Raw genomic sequence first — 25,569 nt, 5'->3', positions numbered from 1 at the left:
CTGGAAAAGGGATCTGGGCGGAGGGAAATCGATGCCGGCGAGAGCGATCAGTCATGCGCGGACACCACCGTGAACCTGCCCTGCGCGCGTGCATCGGCACTGGACGCCCCCACCCTGACCTCGTAGGCACCGGGCCGCACCTCATACGCGGCGCGCGCTTCGTCATAGTGGCGCAGGGCCTGCGCTGCCTCCAGGGTGAACGTCACCGTGCGGTGTTCGCCCGGGGCCAGATGGATCCGCTGGAAGCCACGCAGCTCCTGCACGGCATCGCCGCTGCCAGCGTGCTCGCGCCGCACGTACAGCTGCACCACTTCGTCACCGCTGCGCGTGCCTGCGTTGGTCACATCGACCGCAATGCCCAGGCGGCCATCGGCCCGGAGCCTGGCTGCATCGAGGCGGAGCGTTCCATAGTCGAACCGCGTATACGACAGGCCGTGACCGAACGGATAAAGCGGCGTGCCGCGGAAGTAGCGATAGGTGCGGCCCTCCATGGCGTAGTCGTCGAATGCCGGCAACGCTTCGCTGGCCTTGTAGAACGTCACTGGCAACCGGCCGGCGGGATTGATGTCGCCGAACAGCGCCTGGCCGACGGCGGTGCCGCCGCGCTGCCCGGGGTACCAGCTCATCAGGATCGCCGGCAGATGCGACTGCGCCCAGTCCACGGCAATGGCCGAGCCGCCGGTGAGCACCATCACCACCGGCTTGCCGGTAGCGTGCAGGGCCTCCAGCAGGGTGCGCTGCGGCGCGGGCAACCGCAGGTCGGTACGGTCGCCACCGGCAAAGCCTGGATAGTTGACCGTCATTTCCTCGCCTTCGACATCGCCGGTAAGGCCACCGACGAACACCACCACATCGGCTTCGCGTGCGGCATCGAGCGCTTCATCGAACGGCGCCTTGGCGCCGGGCATGCGCCAGCCCAGGCGCACGCCGGCATCGCGCTCGTCGTCGTAGTACTCCAGCGTCATCGCGTAGGCACGCCCGGCCTGCAGCTCCAGTTCGATGCCCTCGGCATGCAGGCGATCTGTGTTCACCCAGTGATCGATCACGCGCTTCCCGTCCAGGTACAGGCGGTAGCCATCGTCGCCGGCCACCTCCAGCCGGTAGCGGCCGGACACGGGTGGCAGCAGTTGGCCGCTCCAGCGGATGCTGAAGCGGTCGTTCGGGATCCCCTGCCCCGGTGCCGCTTCGCCGCGTGCCAGCAGGTTGTCGGTCGGCGAGCCGCGGTCCCAGCGGAAGCCGATCTGCGCGTCGGTACGCACCAGGGCCGGCGTACCGGACAGGTCGGGCGTGCGGAAGTACTCGCCACGCAGGCCACGCTCGGGCGAGTCCGCCGAAGGCCGCAGGAAGGTCGGCTCGATCAACGGCGTGGCACCGGGATCGTCGCGGCCCTCCACCAGGTCCACGCCGCGGGCATAGCGAACCTCGACGCCCTTGGCCGCCTCGCGTATGCCCTGCAGGATCGTGACCGGCGCGGCCGGTGTGCCGAAGTAGTTGCCGAGCAGCGCCATGGTGTCGTCGGCAGTGGGTCCGACCACGGCAATGCGCTTGATGTCGCGTGACAGCGGCAGGATGCCGTCGTTCTTCAGCAGCACCAGCGACGCCTGCGCGGCCTTGAGCGCCAGCGCATCATGTGCCGGGGCCTGGTTCACCGAGGCCGGAATGCGCGCCCAGCGCACCCGCTCCGGCGGGTCGAACATGCCCAGGCGCATCCGTGCGGTGAACAGACGGGTCACCGCATCGTCGATCTCCGCTTCGCTGATCAAACCCTGACGCACGGCCGACGGAAGCGTGGCGTACTCCTGGCCGCATTCCAGCTCGGTGCCATTCCTGACCGCCAGCGCCGCAGCGGCTTCGCGCGTGGTCACGATATGGTGGTGCTTCCAGATGTCGACGATGGCCCAGCAGTCCGAGACCACGTAGCCCTTGAAGCCCCAGTCGCGTCGCAGCACATCGCGCAGCAGGAAACGGCTGGCACTGGCGGACTCGCCGTACACGCGGTTGTAGGCGCCCATCACAGCATCGACGTCGCCCTCCTTGACCAGCGCCTCGAATGCCGGCAGGTAGGTGTCATACAGGTCGCGCCGGCTGGGCCGTGCATCGAAGTGATGGCGGTCGGCCTCCGGCCCGCTGTGCACGGCCAGATGCTTGGCGGTGGCGTCCAGCTTGCGGTAGACGGGGTCGTCGCCCTGCAGGCCACGTACGAAGGCCACGCCCATGCGCGCGGTGAGGTACGGGTCCTCGCCATAGGTTTCCTGTCCGCGGCCCCAGCGCGGGTCGCGGAAGATGTTGACGTTCGGCGACCAGAAGGTCAGCCCCTGGTAACGGCCGTGCGCGCCTTCGCGGAGGAACTGGTGGTGCTTTGCGCGGGCCTCATCGCTGATCGTCGTGGCCACCTGCCCCATCAACGGCACATCGAAGGTCGCGGCCAGGCCGATCGCCTGCGGAAAGACCGTGGCCTGCCCTGCCCGTGCCACGCCATGCAGTCCCTCATTCCACCAGTCGTAGGCGGGCACACCCAGGCGTTCGATTGCCGGCGCGGCGTTCTGCATCTGCGCGGCTTTCTCTTCCAGCGTCATCTGCGCGACGAGTGAGGCAGCCCGTTGCTCGAAGCTGGCCGAAACGTCCAGCCAGGGCCGCGGCGCGGCTGCGGATGCGGCCGCCGCGATGCAGGTCAGAACGAACACAGTGAGCCCGCGGCGCAACGTGCGGCGACGGGCGTTGGACGACAGCGACAGCCTCATTTGCTTCTCCCGGTGCGCTCATCGCGCGCGAAGGGACCCAGCAGTGCGCCTACGAAGCCGCCCGCCCGGTCCGTGCTCAGAACGGTGCCATCCACCTTGCCTGCAAGCAGTTGCCAGCCCTGCCCGTCGCCGGTATCGAACGAGAACGCGTAGTCGCCCTCGTTGCCGTCGATCTTCAGGCGCAACGCGTCCGGTGCCCGCACCTCGCGGGTCGCCACGATGCGCGTACTGCCACCGCCATCACGAACTTCCAGGAAGAGCGAAAGTCGCTCGTCCGGAAGGCTGCGAACGCCAAGGAAGTACCAGTACGCCTCGCTCTGGAACGCCGCCAGGCCGGCCGCCACGCCAGGCCCCGGCCGGCTCATCGCGGCGCTCGCCTCGAAGCGCAGGTGCTGCTGGCGTCGGCCAAGGAACGCGGGATTGCGCAGCGTGTCCAGATCCTCGGCAAGCGGGTGCACGGCCAGCATTCCCGGGCGCGTGGCCAGGTCGGCCCAGGCGTGCTTGGGCACCCGCACGCGCAGCCACTGGCGATCGAGCCTCGGTCCATCGAAGTTGTCGCGCTCGACGAAGTTGCCGGTCGAGGGGGCCTGGGATGCCTCGCCCTGCATCCACGACGGCGCCTTGACCACGTAGGGGATGGGCTGGTCGGCCGGCAGGATCCGTGGCCAGCCGTCCTGCCAGCGCACCGGCAGCAGATAGGTCTCGCGCCCGGTGTTGTAGTGCCGCGTCTGATAGTTGCGGCTGGCCAGGAACACCGCCCACCACGAACCGTCCGGGCCTTCGACCAGGTCGGCATGGCCGGCATTGGTGATCGGTAGCGGTCGGTCGTCGGGCAGCTCGCGCTGGGTCAGGATCGGATTGCCCGCGTAGGGGTCATACGGGCCCCACACGGCGCGGCTGCGCAGCACCACCTGGGAGTGCTGCGGCCCGGTGCCCCCTTCGGCATCGGACAGGTAATACCAGCCCTGGCGCTTGTAGATGTGGGGTCCTTCGATCCAGATCGGGTTCTTCGCCGGCTCCACGCCCGCGTCGACCAGCACCCGGCGCGGCCCGACCGGCTTGAAGGCAGCCAGATCGATCTGCTGCATCCAGATGGCGCGGTGCCCGTCGTAGCGCGGCGGGCCGGGCGGTGCATCGTTGTTGACCAGGTACACCTTGCCGTCGTCATCGAAGAACAGTGATGGATCGATGCCATCGATGCCGGGCAGCCAGTGCGGATCGGACCACGGACCGGCCGGGTCGCGCGCGGTGGCAATGAAGTTGCCGCCACTGTCGGTGGCCGTGGTCACCACGTAGAAGACCCCATCGTGGTATTCGATGGTGGGCGCGAAGATGCCGCGCGAGACGCTCAGTCCGTCGAAATCCAGCTGCGTGGCGCGGTCGATCACGTTGCCGATCTGCTTCCAGTGAACCAGGTCGGCACTCTCGAACACCGGAATGCCCGGGAAATAGGTGAAGCTGGAATTGACCAGGTAGAACCGGCCGTTCGCGCTCACGATGCTGGGATCGGCATGGAAGCCGGCCAGCACCGGATTGCGGTAGTGGCCGGCCGGCAGCGGCGTGTCGAAGGCCGCGTCGTTGCCGCGGTATTCGAACCAGTCGAAGTACACCGGCGGTGCGTCCGGCGGCGCGCTGGCCGGGCTGGTTGCGGCCGACAGCAGGAGTGCCGCCGCCAGCAGGTGGCGCGCCATCGACCTCAGGCCGGCCCTGTCGCGGACCGGAGGGGACTGCTTGGACAACGTCATCATCGTCGCGTCTCGGCTTCGGCAATGGGAAGTTCGAACGGGCCTGCCGGTGCCCCGCTGCGGTCGCGTAGCGTGCACACCGGGCCATCGGCCCAGCAATAGCGGACATGCGTTGCGTGCGTCGACAGCGGGCCGCGCAGCAGGATCCGGCGCCCATCCAGTTCGGCGTCGCCGTAGTCGCAGTGGCGGGTATCACCCCTGGTCCCGCACAGTTCAAAACCAATCGGACGCAGCGCGCCGGTCGCGGTGAGCACGCCTTCGACATCCTCGAACGCAATGGCCACGCCAGCGGGCGTCCGCACGGCCGTTACCGCTCGCGGACCCGACGGCGCCACGTCCTGCTTGCCGTACACCACGTGGCGCGCCACGCGCGCCAGGCGGCGCCCGAGCTCCTGCTTGTTCGGCGGATGGATGTCGTAGGCGTCGCCGATGTCGATGGCAATGGCGAGCCCGCTCCGCGCATCCTCGGCGGCGACGCGCCGCTGCGCCTCACGCACCTGCGCCCAACCGCTGGCGGCGGGCACCACCGGCGGCTGGCCGTAGCCGGCCAGCTGCACCAGCAGCAGTGGCGTGCGCGCACCGAACTGCCGCCGCCAGTCCTCGCGCAGCGCACGCAACCGCATCGCATACGCCGCACCATCGCTGGTGTTCGATTCACCTTGATACCAGAGCATGCCGCGCAGCCCGAAGCCCCCGAGCGGTGCGATCATCCCGTTGTACAGCGTCGACAGCCCGGTGGCGGCCTGCCATGGCGCGAAAGGCGGCGCCTGCTGGCCCGCCGCCACCCGGTATTTCCAGAGGCCCTGCAGTGCCACGCGCTCGCCGTTGTCGAACTGCAGGCCGTATGCCGTTGAGGGGCCGGCCAGGCCGCCTTCGCCGTAGGTGTCCAGCACGTTGACCGCAATGCTGTTGGATCCCGCCTTCAACAGGCCACTCGGCAACGGATAGCGCCTCTGGCCGGCGCCGTACTGGCTGCCGACGGCGACCCCGTTCACCCAGGTCACGTCCACCTCGTCGGCCGATGCCAGCTCCAGGGTCGCGCCGCGTGCAGCCTGTTCAGCGCTCAGCACCACCTGCGTGCGATACCAGACCATGCCGTTGTAATCGGCAAGCGCGGGCTCGTTCCACCGCTCCCATGCGCCCAGTGTGGCCGGTGCGTGCGACCATGCGCGGTCATCGGTATCCGCGCGCCAAGGTGCGTCGCCCGGCAGCGCCCCTTCGCGCGTCTCCCACCAGTGCTGCCAGTGGCGGCCCCAGGCTACGCGTGCCTCCAGCGGATCACGGGCAGAGCGCGCGAGAATATCGAGGGCCTCGTCCATGCCACCTTGCCCGCGCAGGGCATCGGTACTGGTCCAGGCCTCGATCCGCGAGCCGCCCCACGCTGCTTGGATCAACCCCATCGGTACGGTAACCGTGCGCTGCAGTTCGCGGGCGAAATAGAAGCAGGCTGCAGAGAAACCGCGCACCGAATCGGGCGTTGCCCGCGTCCATCCAGGGTCACCCTTGAAGCTCTCCTGCGCCTGCACGGCCGCGTCCTGCGGCACGCTGAACAGCCGGATCCGTGGCAGCGTGGCCGAGGCGATCTCGCTGGCTGCGTTGAGCGAGCGCCAGACCGGCAGCTCCATGTTCGACTGCCCCGCGCACAACCAGACGTCGCCGACCAGAAGATCCCGCGCCGTCTCACGCCGGGTCCCGGCGGTTGCCTCGAGGGTGTACGGGCCGCCTGCGGCGATGGCGGGGAACATGGCCTGCCAGCGGCCTGCCCTATCGGCCTGTGTGGCCACCGCCTGGCCCGCGAAGGTGGCCGATACCGCCTGCCCAGGGCTTGCCTGGCCCCAGACGGTGATCGGCCGGTCGCGCTGCAGGACCGCATGGTCCTGGAACAGCGGGTGCAGCAAACCCGTCGTTTCGCCGGCCGCCACCGGTGCGGCAAGCCACGCCAGCACCATCAACGCCGCCGCGCGCGCGGACCATCCGAACCGGTTCATCGTCCATCTCCGGGTGCGAAAGGAAACTGCAACGCCTGGTAGTACGACAACGGCTGTGGCGGTGGCCGTTCTCCCGCCGGCAGCGGTCGGCCGCTGACTGACTGGAAGTACGCCACACTGGCATCGCGCCACCACTGCGCTTCCTCGCGCTGGATCTGCAGGAACGCCGCCACCTGCTGGTGCCGCTGCGGATCGATCCGATCGCGCAGGCCCGCCCAGGTCGCCTGCATCGACTGCACCTGGCGCACACCCCGCGAATAGCGCCCGACCAGTTCGTCCCACAGCGTCCTGCCCGAGCGCATGCGGCGGTCCCACGGCACGTGATGGAACCACAGCAGCAGCGACTCGGGCACCCGCGCCGGATCGCCATAAACCCCGGCAACCGGCGGGAAGTACTGCCCCACGGCGTTGCTTCCGCTTGCGCTGCGGTCAAAACCGATGCCGTTGCGGTCTGCACGGTGGTAGTAGACCGACGTCCAGTCCGCACGCGGGCCGCCGTCCACCCAGGGGCCGGGACCGTAGTGATGGCCGCGTGCCATGAGGTGATGCAACCCGAGCGGCGTCATGTAGTCCACTGCCGCCTCGCGCGAGTCCATCATCATCCGCACGATCGGGCCGGTCACCTGCGGGTCGGGCGAGAAGGTCAGCGCGGCCCAGTCCTCGGCAATGCCGCGCGCGGACTGCTGCGGATTCCATGCCAGTCGCCCGAACGCGTACCAGTTGGCCTGGTCGAAATGCGAGCCGCTCCAGGTGCGGTCTACGCCAATGTTCGCAACGCCGGCGATGCCGGTCAGTGCATGACCTTCCAACGAGCCGTCGACCACGCGGGCGACCGTGGAGCCCTCGCCACGTGCATGGGTGTCGGCCTGCAGCACTTCTTCGTAAAGCGTTCCCAGGTACACCAGGTGCGTCGCAAAACCCAGGTACTCCTTGGTGATCTGCAGTTCCATCATCAGCGGCGTGCGTGGCATGGCGCCGAACAGCGGATGGAACGGCTCGCGCGGCTGGAAGTCGATGGGACCGTTCTTCACCTGCACGATCACGTTGGGGCGGAAGGCACCGTCCAGCCCGACAAACTCGCTGTACGCCTGCTTGGCGCGATCTTCGGGAACCTGGTGCGAGTACACGAAGGCGCGCCACATCACTACGCCGTTGTAGGGCGCCAGTGCCTCGGCCAGCAGGTTGGCGCCGTCGGCATGGGAACGACCGTAATCCTGCGGGCCGGGTTGCCCCTCCGAGTTCGCCTTGACCAGGAAACCGCCGAAATCCGGAATGCGCGCATGGATCTCATCGACCTTGTCGCGCCACCAGCGCCGCACAGCCGGATCCAGCGGATCAGCCGTTGCCAGGCCGCCAAGCTCGATGGGCGCACTGAAGCGCGCGCTCAGGTAGACCCGGATGCCATAGGGCCGGAACAGGTCGGCCAGCGCGGCGGCCTTGGCCAGATAGGCCGGCGACAGGCTCAGCGCACTGGCATTGACGTTGTTGAGGACGGTGCCGTTGATGCCGAGCGAGGCGTTGGCACGGGCGTAGTCGGTGTAACGCGGGTCACGCCACTGCGGCAACGTCTGCCAGTCCCACAGCGAGCTGCCCGCATAGCCACGCTCGACGTAACGATCCAGGTTGTCCCAATGGTTGAGCACACGCAGTGCGACCTGCGGCGACTCACGCACATCCAGCGCCTGCAGCGGGGTGCCACGCTGCAGCAGGCGCAGCAGATGGAACATGCCATACAGCACGCCGACATCCTGGCGTGCCGCCACAAGCAGCACATCGCGCCCCTCGATCCGGACCCGCCGGATCAGGAACCCCTCGTTGCCCAACGTGGCGATCTCGTTGCCGTACGCGGCGACGAGTGTCGAAGATTGCGGCGTGCCCAGCACCAGGGCACGCTCGGTACTGATTGCCGTTCGCATTGGCGGCGCCGCTCCCAGCAATCCAGGGAGGCTGCGCGCAAGCTCGTCGCGGGTGGCGCGCTGCATCGGCGTGCGATCCGGGGCCACCACTTCGGCCAGTTGCCGGCGGTAATCGGCAGCGACCGTTGCGGCAACCGGCTGGTAGCGCATCCACAGCGCATAGCCATCCTCCGCCCGTGCCCCGCCAACACAGGCCAGCAGCACGAGCAGGGCCCACAGCTGCGTGCCGACAGCGCGCAACAACGGCGTTAACATGCGCCTTTGTAGACTACGTCCGGGCCCGGGGCAGCGCATCATCGTCCTTCGCACCCGCGCGGCAGCGCCACCAAGAACAAAGGGATCGTGCATTGGACAAGCCGAAGAAATCGGTTCGCCGCAGAACCGCAGGCGTGACGATCGACGAGGTTGCGGCCCTTGCCGGCGTTTCGCCGATGACCGTGTCGCGGGTAATCAACCAGGGCAAGGTGCGCGACGTCACCCGCGAGCGCGTGCTGCGCGCCGTGCGTGAGCTGGGCTATACGCCCAATCTTGCCGCCAGTTCGCTGGCCGCTGCACAGCACACGCGCATTGCGCTGATCTACACCAACCCCAGCGGCGCCTACCTGCGCGAACTGCTGGTGGGCCTGCTGCGCGTCGCCTCCAGTTCCGCCATCCAGCTGGTCATCGACTACTGGGACAACCTGGATGCCGAATCCGAACGCAGGGCGGCGCGTGCGCTCGCCGGACGCGTCGACGGCGTGATCCTGCCGCCGCCGCTGTGCGAATCGCAGGCCGCCGTAAGCGAACTGGTCAAGGCTGGCATTCCGGTGGTGGCCATCGCATCGGGTCGCCTGAGCGAGGCCCTGTCCTGCGTCCGCATCGACGATTTCAGTGCGGGCAGGGAAATGACCGATCACCTGCTCCGGCAGGGACACACCCGCATCGGTTTCATCCGTGGGCGCGATGACCTGAGCGCAAGTGCGCTCCGCTACGACGGCTTCGTCACCGCCCTGCGCGAGGCCGGGCTGGCGGTGGAGCCCGGCCTGGTCCAGCACGGTGACTACACCTACCGGTCCGGCCTGGCAGCGGCCGAGAAGCTGCTGTCCCAGCGCCGGCCACCGACCGCGATTTTCGCCAGCAACGACGACATGGGCGCCGCCGCCATCTCCGTGGCGCATCGGCGCGGGCTGGAAGTGCCACGCGACCTGTCGGTGGTGGGTTTCGATGACACCTCGGCCGCCACCACCGTGTGGCCGGAACTGACCACGATCCACCAGCCCATCGCCTCGATGGCCAACGCGGCCATCGACATCCTGCTGCGCACCATCCGCCGGCCTGCGGGGGACGCAACGGTGCTGCGCGAACATGTGATGCCGCATCGGCTGATCGCACGCGGTTCGGTAGCCGCACCGCCCACGCGCCGGTAGCGAAGGCCCCGCCCTCATGCCTGCGCCTGCGCAGTAGGCGGCAGGGTGCCGGTCAGGCCGGCAGCAATCATGCGCCGCATCCAAGGGCGACCTCGGCTTCGTTCAGTGCGCCCAGCGCGACGCGTGACACGGAGATCGTCATCGCATCGGCCGTCACCACCGACCACGGTCGGTCGATCGCGTCCAGCTTTGCACCCGCCTTGGCCAGGCACTTCAGCGGCACGCCAACGCGCTTCCACTGGCCTTGTGGAAGGGCCGCCAGCGACGGCCCGATGGCGATGCGTGCCGAGCAGCCCACGCCGCAACCGACCGACAGCCACGCCTCACCCTCCGGCGCAGCGTCCACGCGCAGCGTGGTCAGCAGCATCAGGTCACCGTTGGATTCGCGCTGCAGGTCCAGCGCCGTGTGCGACTGCAGTGCAGCAACGGCCTCGCCCTTGCCCGACCAGGCCAGGCGTCGCCCATCCTCCTGCGCCAGATGATCCACGCCGGTGATCTTCAGCCGATCATCGGGCAACGCGTCCGGCACGCGGGTCACGGTCAGGCCCTGGCCTGCGGCCTGCTCAAGGCGCAGCGCCATGCCGGGGCCTGCATCACCGCGCGCGAAGAACACGCCGGTCGCGCCCTCGTTGCCGGTCACGCCCGATGCCTCCGGCAGCGCGGCCAGGTCGCCGTTGTCGGCGTAGGTCAGGCCGAAGCCGAACGCAAACAACGGATCGTAGTCCTTCTGGCCGACGTTGTTGGCGTACTGGGTGGCGGTGCGCGGCCAGCTGAAACTGAGCTTGCCCTTGAAATCGTGCTGCACCCCGCCATCGCTTCCGCGCAGCAGTACATCGGCAATGCCGGCGCCTTCCGAGCCCGGCAGCCACGCGGCCACGAAGGCATCGGCGGCATTGATTTCCCGGTTCACCCAGAGCGGCCGCCCGCTCAGGAAGACCGCGACGACCGGTATGCCATCGGCCTTGAGTCGCTTGAGCAGCGCCAGATCCGTTTCGTTGCCCGGCTTGTAGGCCAAGGTGGGCCGGTCCCCCTGGAACTCGGCATAGGGGTCTTCGCCAAACACCACCACCGCCACGTCGGGTTTCACTGCATAGCGACCGTCAACGGCAAGCACGGCTTCACCACCGGCCGCCCTGGCCTGGCGCGCGATGCCCTCGTAGATGGAGTCCGCATTGGGGAAGTCCTTGCGCGTGGTGCCGGTGCCCTGCCAGTTGAGCGTCCAGCCACCGGCCTGCTTGCCGACATCGTTGGCGCCGTCGCCGGCCACGAGGATCCGCTGCTTCGGCGACAGCGGCAGGACGCCGTTCTGGTTCTTCAGCAGGACCAGCGATTCGCGCACGGCCTGCCGGGCCACCGCGCGATGTGCCGGCGCGCCGATCAGTGCGAACTGCCCGCCAACGGCCCGCGTGGACGGCCTGCCGGCCTCGAACAACCCCAGGCGGAACTTGACCCGCAGGATCCGGTGCACCGCATCGTCCAGGCGCTGAGGCGTTATCCGGCCGTCCTTCACCGCAGCCAGCGTCGTCTCGTAGAAGCCTTTCCAGCTGTCCGAGGCCATCGCCATGTCCAGGCCCGCGTTGATCGTGGCCGGGCAGTCCGTGGTGGTGCAGCCCTTGACCTGGCCATGACCATTCCAGTCGCCCACCACGAAGCCACCGAAGTTCATGCGTCCCTTGAGCACATCGGTGAGGTAGTGCCGGTGCCCGTGCATCTTTTCACCGTTGACGCTGTTGAACGATGCCATCGCGGTCTGCGCGCCGGCGGCGATGGCCGGCGGGTATCCGGCGGCGTGGATGCGCACCAGGTCCGGCTCACTGATGCGGGTGTCGCCCTGGTCCTTGCCGTCGGTGGTCCCGCCATCACCGAGAAAGTGCTTCACCGAGGCGATCACATGGCGGCCATCGAGGAACTCCGGTGTTCCCACCCTGCCCTGCAATCCCTCCACCATGGCGCCGGCATAGCTGGCCACCACCTCGGGCGATTCCGAGTAGCCCTCGTAGCTGCGGCCCCAGCGATCATCCTGGGGTACCGCAACGGTCGGTGCGAACGTCCACTCCATGCCGGTGACGCGGGTTTCCAGCGCGGTGATGCCACCGATCTGCCGCAGCAGCTCCGGATTGCGTGTGGCGCCCAGCCCGATGTTGTGCGGGAACAACGTGGCGCCAATGATGTTGCTCTGCCCATGCACGGCATCGATGCCGAACAGCAGCGGAATGGCCTTGCCGCCTTTCGACGTGTCCATGGAGGCGTCGTAGAAGGCGTCTGCCAGCGCCAGCCACTCGGCTGGCGACGCATCGTAGCGGCCACCGGGGTCGGAATTGCCACCGGCCAGGATCGAACCAAGGCGGTAGCGCCGCACGTCATCGGGGGTGAGGCTGGCAATGTCGCCCTGCACGAGCTGGCCGACCTTTTCCTCCACCGTCATGCCGGCCATCAGGTCGGTGATCCGCTTCTCCAGCGCAGGATCCGCGGCCAGTGGCCAGGTGACCTGCGGCCACGGGTCGCTGGCGGCTCCCGCAGTGGCGGCGGGCCGGTCCTGGCCGTGGCAGCCCAGCAACGCCAGCGTCAGCACGGCGACCAGCACGCCGCTGCGGGATACGGAGGTCTGCGATGTCATGGCGCTCATCCTTCCATCTGCTCCAGTTCCTTGCCCTTGGTCTCGTGCACATGCCGGACCACGAAAATCACCGAGATGATCGCCGCCACCAGGTAGATGCCGTAGGTGGCCGCCAGCCCTGCCGCGGCCAGCAGCATCGGGAACGTCACCGTGACCACGAAGTTGGAGGTCCATTGCGCTGCGCCGGCGACCGCCAGTGCCGAACCGCGGATCTGGTTCGGGAACATCTCGCCCAGCATCACCCACATCACCGGCCCCCACGACAGGTTGAAGAACACGACATAGGCATTGGCCGCCACCAGCGCCAGCGTGCCCATGCGCCCGGGTAGCTGCAGATGCCCGTCGGCCAGTGAACCACTTGCAAACGCGACCACCACCAGTGCAAGCGACAGCGACATCCCGGCCGAGCCGAACCACAGCAGGGGCTTGCGGCCGATCCGGTCGATCAGCAGCACCGTGACCACGCAGGCACCGATGCTCAGCGCGCCGGACAGCACGTTGATCAGCAGCGCGTCGTTTTCGGAAAAGCCGACCGCCTGCCACAGCACGGCGCCGTAATAGAACACCACGTTGATGCCGACCAGCTGCTGGAAGCAGGCCAGCCCGACGCCGACCCACACAATCGGGCGGATCCGCCCGGTCGCCCGGCTCTTCAGATCGGACAGGCGCGGGCGATGGTGGTCGTTGGACAGCGAGGCATCGATCTCTTCGAGCGTGGCGCGGGCCTTGTCGTTGCCGAGCAGCCGGGTCAGCACGCGCAGCGCGTCGTCCTTGCGCCGCTTGACCACCAGGTAGCGCGGGCTCTCAGGAATGGTCAGCAACAGCAGCAGGAACACCAGCGATGGCGCGGCCTGCATCCAGAACATCCAGCGCCAGGCAGCCTGCCCGGCCCACAGCGGCTCGGTCGACGCGCCCGCTGCGGCCGCCAGCAGGTAGTTGGACAGGAAGGCAGCGGTGAGCCCGGTGATGATCGCGATCTGCTGCACCGTGGCCAGGCGGCCGCGATAGCGGGCCGGAGCGACCTCGGCAATGTAGGCCGGCGAGATCACGCTCGCCGCGCCTACCGCGAACCCACCCACCACCCGCGCCGCAATGAACCAGCCCGACGAGGCCGCCGCCCCGGCACCGAGTGCCGACAGCAGGAACATCACCGCCGACAGGATCAGCACGTTGCGACGGCCGAGGCGGTCGGCCAGGCGGCCGGCACTGAACGCGCCCACCGCACAGCCCAGCAGCATCGACGCGATCTCGAACCCCTGCATCCATTCACCGGACCGGAACGCCTGGTGCAGGCCGTCCTGGGTGCCGTTGATCACGCCGCTGTCGAAGCCGAACAGAAAACCGCCAATCGTCGCTACCACGCTGATCAGTACGATCAGCCGGGTGTTCTCACCGCTGCCTGCTGCCTGGTTCATTCCCGTCCCCTCGAGTGCACCGTTGCCGCGCTCAGCGCAGCAGGTACTGGTTGAGCAGGTTTTCGTAACGCTCCTGCTTGCCGCTGGCCTGGTGCGGTTCGCCGAGGCGGGCGGCCAGGCCCGCCAGGTCCGGCAGGCTGAGCGCGCCACGCTCGAACTCCTGGCCGGCGCCGCTGTCGAAACTCGCGTAGCGCTCCTTGCGCCATTGCTCCCAGGGCGACTCGGTCAGCAGTGCATGGGCAACCTCCAGCCCGCGTGCGAACGCATCCATGCCGCCGATATGGGCAATGAACAGATCCTCCAGGTCGGTCGACTCACGGCGCACTTTGGCATCGAAGTTCAACCCGCCCTCCAGCCCGCCCTGGCGCAGCACGACCAGCATTGCACCCACCGTGTCGTACAGATCGCTGGGGAACTGGTCGGTGTCCCAGCCGTTCTGCGCGTTGCCGCGGTTGGCATCGATGCTGCCGAGCAGGCCATGGTCGGACGCAACCTGCAGGTCGTGCTCGAAGGTGTGCCCGGACAACGTGGCGTGGTTGGCTTCGATGTTGAGCTTGAAGTCCTTGTCCAGCCCATGCTCCTTCAGGAAGCCCACCACCGTGGCACTGTCGAAGTCATACTGGTGCTTCATCGGCTCCATCGGCTTGGGCTCGATCAGGAAGTTGCCCTTCAGGCCGATGCTGCGGCCGTAGTCGCGGGCCATGGTGAGGAAGCGCGCGAAATGTTCGATCTCGCGCTTCATCTGGGTATTGGCCAGCGACGCATAACCTTCGCGTCCGCCCCAGAACACGTAGTGCTCGCCGCCGAGTTCGACCGTGGCCTCCAGCGCGGCCTTGACCTGCACCGCTGCGCGCGCGACCACCGCGAAGTCGGGGTTGGTCGATGCGCCGTTCATGTAACGCGGGTGCGAGAACAGGTTGGCCGTGCCCCACAGCAGCTTGACGCCGGTGGCCTCCTGGCGCGCCTTGGCCAGGGCCACCATGTGCGAGAGGTTCTTCTGGTACTGGCCGATGTCGTCGGCATCCGGCGCCAGGTCGATATCGTGGAAGCACCAGTACGGCACGCCCAGCTTGGTGAAGAACTCGAACGCCGCGTCCACCTTCGCTTCGGCCGTGGCCAGTGGCGAGGCTGCCTCCCACGGGAACTGTCGGGTACCCGGGCCGAACGGATCGTGCCCGGCATTGCAGAAGGTGTGCCAGTAGCACACGGCGAAGCGCAGATGCTCCTGCATGGTCTTGCCACCGATGACCCGGTTTGCATCGTAGACCTTGAAGGCAAGCGGATTGTCCGAGCCCTTGCCCTCGAACGGAATGCGGCCGACGCCGGGGAAGTACTCCTTGGCGCCGATGAAGGGCTGCGTGCTCATGGTGCGTGCTCCTGTCGTTGTACGGGGTGTCGTGGAGGAGCCATCAGCCGCGCTGCAGCGGCGTGATGGCATCAAGATGGCTGAGGAAGCGTGCGTAGGCCCGTGCATAGGCAGCGCTGCGATCCGGATCCGGCCGTGCGGACTGCGCGGGATCGACGGTGACGTGGCGCGCGGTGATGTCGCTGATCGAGGCGGCGTCTCCCTGCGCCCGGGCGAGCGCCCACAGCGCCTGCAGTGCCGCACCAAACGCCGCGCCTTCGGCCTGCACCGGGACGTCCACCGGCAGGCCGAACACATCAGCCACCAGCTGACGCCAGGCCGCGCTGTTGCTGCCGCCGCCGGTGAGCACGATGCGATCGAACTGCATGCCCGCGCGGACGAAGGCGTCGTAGCCGTACTTCAGGCTGTAGGTCGCGCCCTCCACGGCGGCGCGGTACACGTGCGCCGGGGTGAAATTGGCAATGTCCAGGCCAGCCAGCACGCCCTTGCCCAGCGGCAGGTCGGGGGTGCGTTCGCCATTGAGGAACGGCAGCATCACCAGCCCCCCTGCGCCCGGCGGCGTCGCGTGGAGGTGCGCATCGCCGTCGCGGGTGCTGAAACCGAAGGCGCTGGCCACGCGTTCGGTGGCTACGGTGCAGTTCATGGTGCAGATCAGCGGCAGCCAGCCACCGGTGGACGAGCAGAACGCCGCCCACGCGCCGTCCGGATCGATCATTGGCGAGCCGGAATAGGCGAACAGCGTTCCGGAGGTTCCCAGGCTCATCGCCAGTCGACCTTCCGTGACGCAGCCGGTGCCGATCGCCGCCATCATGTTGTCGCCGCCGCCAACGGCCACCTTCACCGCCGCTGCAAGCCCGAGCGCGGCCGCGGCCTTCGGCGCGATATCGAACAGGGCGTCGGGTGCGGCGATCGGCGGCAGGCAGGCGGCAAGATCACGATCAGGATCGGTGGCGCGCAGCAGTTCCTGCGACCAGGTGCGTGTGCGCACGTCCAGCCAGCCGGTTCCGGACGCATCGCCAAGCTCGCAGAACCGCTGCCCGGTCAACACGAAATTCAGGTAGTCGTGTGGCAGCAGGATGGTCGCCAGCCGCGCATAGGCGTCGGCACGGTGGATCCGGGTCCAGGGCAGCTTGGACGCTGTGTAGCCGGCCAGGATCGGGTTGCCCGCCAGCGCGATGGTCCGTTGGAACCCGCCCACGGCGTCCATGATCTGGATGCATTCGGCCGAGGTGCTGGTGTCGCACCACAGCTTGGCCGGCGCCAGTACCTCGCCAGCATCATCAACCGGCACAAACCCATGCTGCTGCCCCGATACCGCCAGTGCGACGATGCGAGCGCGCAGCGAGGGGTCGATCTTGGCAAAGCAGTCGCGCAGGGCCGACACCCAGCCGGCAGGCGCCTGTTCACGGCTGCCGTCGGCACCGCTGTCCAGCGCGAGCGGCACGCTGGCCGAGGCCACCACCACCTGCGTCCGCGGGTCATAGACCAGCACCTTCAGGCTCTGCGTCCCTGCATCGATCCCTGCAACCAGACCCATCGAAACCGCCTCCGATCAAAAAAGGTAGCGCTAACATTCCGTGGACTCAAAAAGGGGGCGTGGTGTCCGGCCCCCTCGTTGCCACCGCGCGCGTCATCGCCAGCGGTGTTGCCGCACTGTAACCAGCTGCAGCGGAAAAAGCGTGCTGCAACGCAAAACCCTGTTACGCGCCTGCTGCCGTCGAACGCCACACGTCCACGCCGGACCTGCAGTACTGCGCGATGAACTCCGCCTGCGCCGGCATCTGCGCGGCAGCCTGCTGCACGGGCTGCTGGATGCCCTTCAACAGGGTGCGCAGATCGGCGTCGCTCACGGCCCGCGCCAGCGGGTGGGCGGGACCGGGTGCGATGCCCTGCCCGAGCAGCACGCTGGTCCAGGATTCCACGCGGAAAACCTCGCCGGGGTCCTGCCACGCATGTGCACGCTCGCGCCACGCGCTCAGCCGCTGCTGCAGCGATTCGGGCACGCACATTTCGCGACACGCCTTCCACATCGGTTCGGGGCGCTGGGTTGCGTGGTAGTGCAGGATGATGAAGTCGCGCACGTGCTCCATTTCCTGGCGGCTGACATCGTTGTACAGCTTCACCAGCGACGCACTGATGCCATCGAACGGGAACAGCTGGATCAGGCGCACTACCGCGCTGATCGTCAGATGGATGCTGGTCGACTCCAGCGGTTCGATGAAGCCGCTGGCCAGCCCGAGCGACACCACGTTCCTGTTCCAGGCCTTCAGCCGGCGCCCGCTGCGGAACGGCACCTTCCATGGATCGCGCAAGGGTGGAGCCCCGGCATCGCGCAGCAGCTTCGCTGCGGCCTCGTCATCGGACAGGTGGCGGCTGTCATACACCAGCCCGCAGCCAACGCGGTGCTGCAGCGCGATGTGCCAGCGCCACCCCGCTTCGTGGGCGATCGCCCGGGTATAGGGCACCGGCGGCGCCACCGCTTCGGTCTGCACCGCCACGGCGCGGTCGCACGGCAGCCATTGGTGCCAGTCCTCGTAGCCGGTGCCCAGCGTCTGCTCGATCAGCAGGCCACGGAAGCCGGTGCAGTCGATGAACAGGTCGCCCTCGATCACCTGGCCGTCGTCCAGTACCAGCGCCTGCACCGAACCGTCGTGCGCGTTCTGCCTGACCTGGGCGATCCTGCCTTCGATCCGGCGCAGGCCGTGGGCCTCGGCCCTGCGGCGCAGGAACCGCGCATACAGGCTCGCATCGAAATGATACGCATAGCTGGCCTGCGGCTGGGTGTGCAGCGAGAAGCGGTCGCCATGCGATGCGATGCTCTCCAGGCTGAAGTCGCCAAGCTCCGAGGGCATGCCGCGGCGCAGGCTGTCCAGCCAGAAGTGATGGAAGGGTGCCGCCCAGGTGCCGTGGCCGATGGTGCCGAACGGATGGAAGAAGCGATCCCCCGACAGGTGCCAGTTCTCGAACGAGATCGACAGCTTGAAGGTGCCGGCCACCGCGCGCAGGAACTCCTGCTCGTCGATCTGCAGGAAGCGATGGAAGGTGCGGATCGGCGGCACGGTGGACTCACCGACGCCGACCGTGCCGATCTGCTCGGACTCGACCAGCGTGATCTGCAGCTGGTCACGGAACTGATGCGCCAGCGCGCAGCCGGCCAGCCATCCCGCCGTACCGCCACCGGCAATGACCACCTTGCGGATGCGCCCTGCAGGCGTGCTCTGGGTATCCAACACGGTGCCCTCTCTCAACGGTTGAGCCTGCCCAGCAGCATCGCGCGCATGCGGCGGGCGCGCTGCTCGTCGAACGGTGCCAGATCCCCGCGCGCCGTCTCAGGCAGGTGCTGACCGGCGCGCTCGCCGGGGCCGAATACGTAGTAACGGAAGAGCCCTTCCCAGGCCTGCTTCTCACGCGCTGGCAGGTCGCGCACGGACCACATCGCGTGCTGCAGCGCCGCCAGCGGCGACCCCAGCCAGGCCGGTGAGCTTCGCCACCAGTAGTTCACCAGCACGTTGAACGGTTCCAGGCTGCGTACATGGTGCCACCACATGCTGGGAATGAAGATCGCATCGCCGGGCCCAAGTACCGCGCTGCGTGCATGCGCCAGCGCCTCGCGGAAACGTGGATGCCGATCGAAGTCGGGGCGCTCGAAGTCCACCACGCTGACCACCTGTCCGCCCGGCGTGGGATCGAGCGGGCCCGGATACAGGTTGTCGACCTGGGCGGGCGGGAACAGCGTGAACTCGCGCTGCCCCACCGCGCAGCAGGCGAGGTTGTCGGGTGTGTCGAAATGGCACGAGGCCGTCACCCGGTTGCCGATCCAGATGCTGGCTGTGGCGTCGATGCCCTGCTTCGCCAGCCCGGCATCGTTGGCCTGCGCGAATGCCGGCAGCAGTGCCCGCGTGATCGGCAGCGAGGCCACGTAATAGGTTGGCGGCCGCGGCGCATGCAACGTCGCGGCGATCTCTTCCAGCACCTGGGCGAGTACACCGCGCCGCACTTCGAAGTTCAGCCGGGTGAAGTCCGCGCTGTAGAACGGGCGACCCGCGATCTCGGCGCCGCCGAACGAGTACTGGATGGGCGCACCCGCATCGACGCTGCACAGGTACGCCATCGCGTCACGCGCGCTACCCAGTCCGGCCTGGACCAGTGGCCAACCGCTGGCGATGCCGCGCAGTACGACCGGCTCACCGGCCTCCACCAGGGCGGCCAATGGCAAGCCAGCAGGATCGATGCCTTCCAGGATCCGTATCGGCAGGCGGGCTTGCACCGGTCAGTTCCTGACCGCCTGCGCGGTGCCGTCCTGGACGCGGAGACGGCGCTGCTTCTCGGCGATCAGGCGGCGCATGTTATGCAGCGACGCAAGCATCAGGTACGCACCTTCCAGGTAACCGGCGCGGTTCAACGCCGCCAGGCGTGAACTGTCCAGCGCCGCCAGTCGCTCGCGGTCGATGCCGTGCAATCCGCTCACGCCCACGCGGTGATGCGGCGCGAGCTGCACATCAAGCGTGACCGGCTGGATGAGGCCACAGTCGTCGAGCATCGTGAACATGCCGGCCGCGAAGGCACTGCCCTCGTGGATGCCGCGCAGCACGCCAGCGATGTGGTCCAGGTAAGGCGTGTTTCCACCCTGCGGCAGGAACACCGGCTCACCGGCGCCGGAGGTGACACGCGGATGGTCCAGGTCGACGTGCATCACCGCGTCCTGGGTGAGCAGGCCGTCCACGTAGTGCTCCTGGAAGCCGATCAGGAACGGCCCTTTTGCGGCCGCGCCGGGCAGGTAGGAGGCATTCCAGCGTCCGTCCTGCAGGTACAGGTTCTCGTGCTGCTCGAAACCCAGCAGGGCCACGGACTGCCACGCCCCGGTCCCGGCCTCCCGGCGCAGGAAGATCGGATACTCGCGCTGCAGTTCGGCGAACTCGCTGGGATAGGCCGGCACCATGCCCACCGCATCGCCGAACTGCGGCCCGAATCCGATGGCGACCTTCAGGTCCCGATGCGCGATGTTGTTGAGCATTTCATAGCGGGCCATCGAGGTATCCAGTCCAGTGCGGGGTGGCTGGCCAGCAGGGTAGCGCAGGCGCGGCAGGTGCGGCGACACCGTCCCGGCACGGCACCGCTGGCGGGCAGCGGTACCGTGCCGGACGCATCGGCAACCAGGCTCAGAACTTGTAACGGACGCCCAGCATGTAGCGCGGGCTCTGGTCTGCCAGCTTGACGATCATCTGCGAGGTGCGCGAGCGCCACCGCACATCCTCGCCGGTCAGGTTGATCGCCTCCAGGCTGAAGGACCAGTGGTCATCCAGCGCGTAGTTGACGCTGAGATCCCACTGCTCGTACGGCTCCACGTAGTACGGATTGCGGCTGGAACCCTGGTTGGCCAGGATCAGGTACTGGTCGCGCCAGTTCCATGCCAGGCGCACCGACCACCCGTACTTCTCGTACATCAGCATGGCGTTGGCAGTGTCGCTCAGGCCGGTGAGCGAGAACTGGTCGATACCCGGATCGCCGCCATTGTTGTAGCCGACATCACCTTTGACCACGGTGTAGTTGGCCAGCACGCCGAAGCCGGTGTCACCGAAGAAGTACTGGCCGCCCAGTTCCCAGCCATGCAGCTTGGACTTGTTCTGGTTGATCGGGCGATTGACGTTGAACTGGTAAAGCGGGTCGTTGGCCTGCCCATACAGATCGTAGGCCGCTTCGGTGGCCAGTACCTGCGCATCGGTGCCGTTGTAGGCGCCCAGGCCAGCTGGATTGTTGCGCAGCAGCGCCAGTGCGGTGAACAGCGAGGTGTCGTTGGCTGAGCAGGCGGCCGCATTGGCCGGCCCGACCTGGGCCACGCAGGCGCCGCTGGTCAGGAAGTCCAACGCCGCCCGCGCATCCGGCCCGGAGGTCGGGTCGGTGAGGCCGTACAGGCTCTCCTGGACGACCGTGTTGCCGATGAAGTTGCTGACCGACTTGTTCCAGTAGGTCAATGACACATAGCTGGCATCGGCGAAGTACCACTCCAGCCCCAGGTCGAGGTTGTCCGATTCCAGCGGCTTCAAGCTCGGGTTCTGCGAATTGCCGCTGGCGCGCGACGAGGGATCGATCAGCACCGAGCCGAACGGCTGCTGGGCACCGGGCCCTGCATACAGGTTGCCGTACGGCGCTCGGGCAATGCTCTTGCCGAACGAAACGCGACCCTTCAGTTCCTCGGTGAGGTCGATGCTGAAATCAAGGTTGGGCAGGATGTAGCTGTACCTGGCCTTCTCGGTGAAGGGCTGCTGCTCATCGGACAGCACGATGCGGAAATCGTTGTTGGCCTGCCACTCGATGGACTCGGGAACGGCAATGACCGAGGTCGACACCACGTCGGTGGTTTCATAGCGCACGCCCAGGCGGGTATTGGTGCGCATGCCGCCCAGCTCCCCGTCCAGCTCCACCTGGAAGTACGCCGCCTTGGTCTTCTCTTCCACGAAGTTGTCGGCTGCGCGTTGCGGATCCACGCCCAGGCCGACGCCGTACTCGCGCGACGCCCATTGCGCGAGCTGCCCGGCATTGCCGCGCCAGGCCGGCCAGCTGTTGGCACTGTAGTCATCGAACAGGCCGACGATGCTGACCGGCTGCAGCAGGTCCATCAGGCCGGCGGCGGTATCCCGGTCCACGTTGGCCACGCCCCAGTCGCCCAGTGTCGAATAGGCCTCGGCGGCCTGGATGCGGTGGGTGGTGGACTTGTTCGTATCCACGCCGAACTGGAAGCGGCCGTGGTCGAAGTTCCATTCGCCGTCGACACGCGCCTGCTTGATCTTGCTGATCTGGGTCTGCGCGTTGACGCGCAGCACCTGGGTGCCGATCTCGCCTTCCTGGAAGCCCGGATTGACCACGCCATTGGTCCCGGCGATCGCATCGGCAGTACTGGGATACCAGACCTGGGTGCCGACCGGCAGGCCATTGTTGAAGTTCAACTCCTGTACCCAGGAGCCACCGCAATGCGGGCCACGGGTGCAGTTGTTGGTGCCGGCAATGCTCATGAAGATGGAGCCGCCGCCGGTCAGTGGGTCATTGGGGCGGCTTTCATTCTTCGAATTGTGCGCATCGAAGCTGAGCTTGAAACGGTCGCTGACATTCCAGACCGCGTTGAAGCCCAGCGAGCCCAGCTTGTACTCCTGCATGCTGCGCTGCTGTTCCAGCCCGAAGTCCTTGGTGCCGGCGATCTCGCGGATGTAGACCGGGGTGGCGACCGCACCGGAGGTGTCGAACTGGACATTGGTGTAGTTGCTGTTCTGCAGCCACATGCCCTGCTCGCCACGATTCTCGGTGATCTCGTTGGTCGAGTAGGTGTAATCCATGGTCAGGGTCAGGCTGTCCGTCGGTGCGAACTGCAGCACGGCCTGGCCATTGACTCGCTCGCGCTCGAATTCGGAGAACGCGTAGCGCAGGTCGTTGGGCCGCGCATAGAGCTGGCCGACGGCCGGGGCGTTCACCACGGTCGGGTTGCCCGGCATCGACCCCGTCCAGGGCTGCACGTTCCAGTAGTTCTCCGTGGCCTGCACCGAGCCGCCCTTGCGCTTCTGCTGGCTCGCGCTGAGGCTGACGCCAAAGGTCTTTTCCGGATTGCTGTAACTGAAGATGCCCGACAGCTCCGGCGTCAGGTCGTTGTCGAACGGCTGGCTCTGGTCGGAGACCAGCTTTGCCCCGGCATTGGCCACGATGCCGGCGTGGTCGAGCGGGCGCGAGGTCAGGATGTTGATCGTCGCGCCGATGCCACCGCTGGGCACCTGTGCCTGGCTGGTCTTGTAGACCTCGATGCCATTGATGGCCTCGGCGGCCAGCTGCGCGAAATTGAAGGCGCGAGTGCCGCCGTCGACACCGCCGATGGCCACCTGCCCGGAGGCACCGAATGCATCGGCGCCGGGCATCTGGCGACCATTGAGCGTGACCATGTTGAACTGCGGACCAAAGCCACGCGCGGTCACCTGCGCGCCCTCGCCGTCACGGCGCTCGATGGAGATGCCGGTGATGCGCTGCAACGACTCGGCAAGATTGGTATCGGGGAACTTGCCGATGTCCTCGGCGCTGATCGCGTCGACCACGCCCGCCGAGTCGCGCTTGATGTCCATGGCCTGGCTCAGGCTGTTGCGTATGCCCGTGACCTGCACTGCATCGAGCTGGGTGGGCTGCGACTGGCTCTGCGGCTGCTGCCCGGTTGCCGTTGCTGCGTCCTGCGCAAACGCAGGATTGATGACCAGGGCGCCACCCACGAAGGTGAACATGGCCCGGGACCGGAACTTCGCCAACGCGCGGCTCATGAACCGGACCTCGGGCCCGGGGTGCCACGGAAACTGCAAGTGCTCATGAAAGTCCCCTCTGACATACGATCGAATGGATGTACCGCCCCCTCCCAGGGGCACGCACGGGCGTGGCCCGCATTCCAAACCGAACAGCACGGCTGCTGGAGCACGCCGCGACTTACACTTGCTTTTCAAGCCTGCCAGGACAAACACGCGGCAAAGAAGGCAGCCCCTGGACCCTGGATCCCCGTCCGACTGGTAGCGCTACCATCGCGTTGCAGCGGAGAGTAATCACCCGGGTTCGCGCTTGTCACCATGCAGCGCAGCAAATCGGCAGCGCGCGTAGCGGCGCTGGAATCACCCCGCTACTGATGACCGGGCTGCTGCTGCATCCGGTCACCGCTCACCCGCCGCAGGAAAGATGCCCGCGCCTGCGGGTCATCCAGAAAGGAACGCACCGTGAACGCTCTCCAGCGCATCGCCGCCGCAGTCGGCTCGCCGTACTCGTTCCGTCCGGCTCCGCCGTTTCCGCGGCCAACGCCGTGATCGTGGACGGAGCAGATGAGCCGCTCACCGTGGCGCTACGCAGGGGCTACCACTCCGGTCCCAGCAGCTTCATCACTTCGGCCTCCAGTTTCTGCGCGGCCTCGTCCTGGGAGGCGACCTTGATGCACAGCCCCGACTGCGCCGGCCCGGGCATCAGCTGGTATCGGTTGATGGTGCCGCCCCCGTCGCCGTCCAGCGCCACGCGCGCCACCACCGTGCGCCCATTGGCGTGGAAGGTCCAGTCCTGGTAATCAAACATGCTTCAGTATCCCGGCGGCCAAGGGGTCATCCCACCTTAGGCGGCACGACAGTGAAGAAGGCTCCAGGAAGTTGTTCAGAGCGCGTGGACATGATGATGGCAGCACCTACTGCAGTGCCCGCGCCAATTGCAGGACATCGGCGAAGAAGGACGCGTAGTCGTCCTGTGGGGCGTGGTGGCTCTCGCGCCGATGGATCAGGCGCACTGCGACGACGCGTTGTTCCGGAACGATCATCAGGTATTGGCCCAGGTAGCCGTTGGCGGCAAAGCCGACGACCGGTCCCCGTGTGATGTCGTAGAGATCGGCGAGCTTCAGGCCGCGCGCGGCGATCTGGCTGGCGTAACGCTGCGGCCCGTCCGCACCCAACCGTTCGGTGAGGAATGCGATCAACTGCCCCCGGCTGTCGAACGTGCGCCCCGCGCTGGCCTGCACGGCGCGGCGCACGTCATCGTCAACGCCGTGCCCGGCCAGCAGGTCATCCAGCCGGGGTTTGAGCTGATAGCGTTCCCACGCTGGTATCCGCCACCACAACAGGCCCACGTCAGGCGAACGGGCACTTTCAGCAGTGATCAATGCCACTGACCGTTCACTCAACAGTCGTTTGCCATCCGGCGCCACGCCTCCATCCAGCAACAGTTGCCCGATGGCGGCAAGATCGGCGGCACGCAGGGACAGGCCCGCCATTCCCAGCGGAGTGCCTGCCTCATCCTTCATCCAGGTGTGGTGGGCAATGCCCAGCGGCTTGAACAGGCGCGCATCCAGGTAGGCATCCAGCGGCTCGCCCGCCAGGCGCTCGACAATGCCGGGCAGCAGGTTGGTGGCCTTGTTGTTGTAGGAAAACACGGCGCCCGGGTCGTCACTCAGCTCGGCTGCCAGTGCCAGTTTGACCAGGTCCGGGGCCCCTTCCAGTTCGGCGCCCGCGTTGGCCACGTTCTGCAGGCCGGAGGTGTGGTCCAGCAGCATGCGCACGGTGATGCGGCTCTTCCTGCCCTGTTTCCATTCCGGATAGATCTGGCTGACCGGTACGTCGATCGAAGCCAGCTTCCCTTCGTCCAGCAGCAACGCAATGCCCAGCGCGACGACGGACTTGGTTGCCGACATCAGGTGCACGGATTCCTGCGCTGGGGCGGGCTTCAGCTCAAGCAGCGTGTCCCGGTCGTGCATCACGAGCACCGCATCGGTATGCGAAGCACGCGCGTTGCGCTCGATCGTGGCGAGGGCGTCGGCACGCGGCGTCGCATGGGTGGGCCCCGCGATGCCGATCACGAGGGCCAGGGCGCAGGACAACCAGCAGGACGT

General features: G+C 67.4%; 15 protein-coding genes. 1 reads left to right on the top strand and 14 read right to left on the bottom strand.

The genetic code is table 11. The features are described from left to right. Positions 1–47: 47 nt before the first annotated feature. From E5790_RS19945 to E5790_RS19930, 4 genes are read right to left on the bottom strand one after another with little or no spacing between them, the layout of a single operon-like run. Positions 48–2,741, bottom strand: coding sequence for a glycoside hydrolase family 3 protein (locus tag E5790_RS19945; RefSeq protein WP_111205721.1), 2,694 nt, complete (start codon positions 2,739–2,741; stop codon positions 48–50). Further along, positions 2,738–4,432, bottom strand: coding sequence for a glycoside hydrolase family 43 protein (locus E5790_RS19940; protein WP_111205720.1), 1,695 nt, complete (start codon positions 4,430–4,432; stop codon positions 2,738–2,740). The genes E5790_RS19945 and E5790_RS19940 overlap by 4 nt, the downstream gene beginning before the upstream one ends. 53 nt (positions 4,433–4,485) lie before the next feature. Then, a complete protein-coding gene (locus E5790_RS19935; protein WP_111205719.1) occupies positions 4,486–6,474 on the bottom strand; it encodes a sialate O-acetylesterase in 1,989 nt (662 codons plus the stop codon). After that, positions 6,471–8,630, bottom strand: coding sequence for an alpha-glucuronidase family glycosyl hydrolase (locus E5790_RS19930; RefSeq protein ID WP_281727728.1), 2,160 nt, complete (start codon positions 8,628–8,630; stop codon positions 6,471–6,473). The genes E5790_RS19935 and E5790_RS19930 overlap by 4 nt, the downstream gene beginning before the upstream one ends. A gap of 107 nt (positions 8,631–8,737) precedes the next feature. Between E5790_RS19930 and E5790_RS19925 the strand changes: the two genes are divergently transcribed. Next, positions 8,738–9,796, top strand: coding sequence for a LacI family DNA-binding transcriptional regulator (locus tag E5790_RS19925; protein ID WP_014647205.1), 1,059 nt, complete (start codon positions 8,738–8,740; stop codon positions 9,794–9,796). Positions 9,797–9,863: 67 nt separating this feature from the next. On the opposite strand, the gene E5790_RS19920 is transcribed toward E5790_RS19925, so the two are convergent. From E5790_RS19920 to E5790_RS19875, 10 genes are all read right to left on the bottom strand, one after another. Beyond that, positions 9,864–12,422: an exo 1,3/1,4-beta-D-glucan glucohydrolase gene (locus tag E5790_RS19920; RefSeq protein ID WP_111205717.1), complete on the bottom strand. Its 2,559-nt coding sequence runs from the start codon at positions 12,420–12,422 to the stop codon at positions 9,864–9,866. Continuing rightward, complete coding sequence (locus E5790_RS19915; protein WP_046430740.1) at positions 12,419–13,828, bottom strand: sugar porter family MFS transporter; 1,410 nt, start codon at positions 13,826–13,828, stop codon at positions 12,419–12,421. Before E5790_RS19915 ends, E5790_RS19920 begins: the two co-directional genes overlap by 4 nt. A gap of 31 nt (positions 13,829–13,859) precedes the next feature. Beyond that, positions 13,860–15,194, bottom strand: a complete 1,335-nt coding sequence (gene xylA / locus E5790_RS19910; RefSeq protein WP_111205716.1) for a xylose isomerase — start codon at positions 15,192–15,194, stop codon at positions 13,860–13,862. A 43-nt stretch (positions 15,195–15,237) separates the two neighbouring features. Continuing rightward, positions 15,238–16,731: a xylulokinase gene (xylB, locus tag E5790_RS19905; protein ID WP_111205715.1), complete on the bottom strand. Its 1,494-nt coding sequence runs from the start codon at positions 16,729–16,731 to the stop codon at positions 15,238–15,240. 163 nt (positions 16,732–16,894) lie between these two features. Beyond that, complete coding sequence (locus tag E5790_RS19900; RefSeq protein ID WP_049439678.1) at positions 16,895–18,427, bottom strand: tryptophan halogenase family protein; 1,533 nt, start codon at positions 18,425–18,427, stop codon at positions 16,895–16,897. Between the two features lie 11 nt (positions 18,428–18,438). Further along, positions 18,439–19,461 carry a cupin-like domain-containing protein gene (locus E5790_RS19895; RefSeq protein ID WP_111205714.1) on the bottom strand — a complete coding sequence of 341 codons (1,023 nt, stop codon included), beginning with the start codon at positions 19,459–19,461 and terminating at the stop codon, positions 18,439–18,441. A 3-nt stretch (positions 19,462–19,464) separates the two neighbouring features. Continuing rightward, complete coding sequence (locus E5790_RS19890) at positions 19,465–20,223, bottom strand: SapC family protein (protein WP_049439668.1); 759 nt, start codon at positions 20,221–20,223, stop codon at positions 19,465–19,467. A 130-nt stretch (positions 20,224–20,353) separates the two neighbouring features. After that, positions 20,354–23,482: a TonB-dependent receptor gene (locus E5790_RS19885; protein ID WP_014647213.1), complete on the bottom strand. Its 3,129-nt coding sequence runs from the start codon at positions 23,480–23,482 to the stop codon at positions 20,354–20,356. A gap of 574 nt (positions 23,483–24,056) precedes the next feature. Beyond that, positions 24,057–24,269, bottom strand: coding sequence for a hypothetical protein (locus E5790_RS19880; protein ID WP_046430752.1), 213 nt, complete (start codon positions 24,267–24,269; stop codon positions 24,057–24,059). A gap of 106 nt (positions 24,270–24,375) precedes the next feature. Continuing rightward, a complete protein-coding gene (locus tag E5790_RS19875; RefSeq protein WP_111205713.1) occupies positions 24,376–25,557 on the bottom strand; it encodes a serine hydrolase domain-containing protein in 1,182 nt (393 codons plus the stop codon). Between the last annotated feature and the right edge of the window lie 12 nt (positions 25,558–25,569).

The sequence above is a fragment of the Stenotrophomonas sp. PAMC25021 genome, from assembly GCF_004795795.1.
GTDB classification, from domain to species: domain Bacteria; phylum Pseudomonadota; class Gammaproteobacteria; order Xanthomonadales; family Xanthomonadaceae; genus Stenotrophomonas; species Stenotrophomonas muris.
Note: the sequence above shows the minus strand (reverse complement) of the source record. Positions and strands in the feature narration are given on the sequence as shown.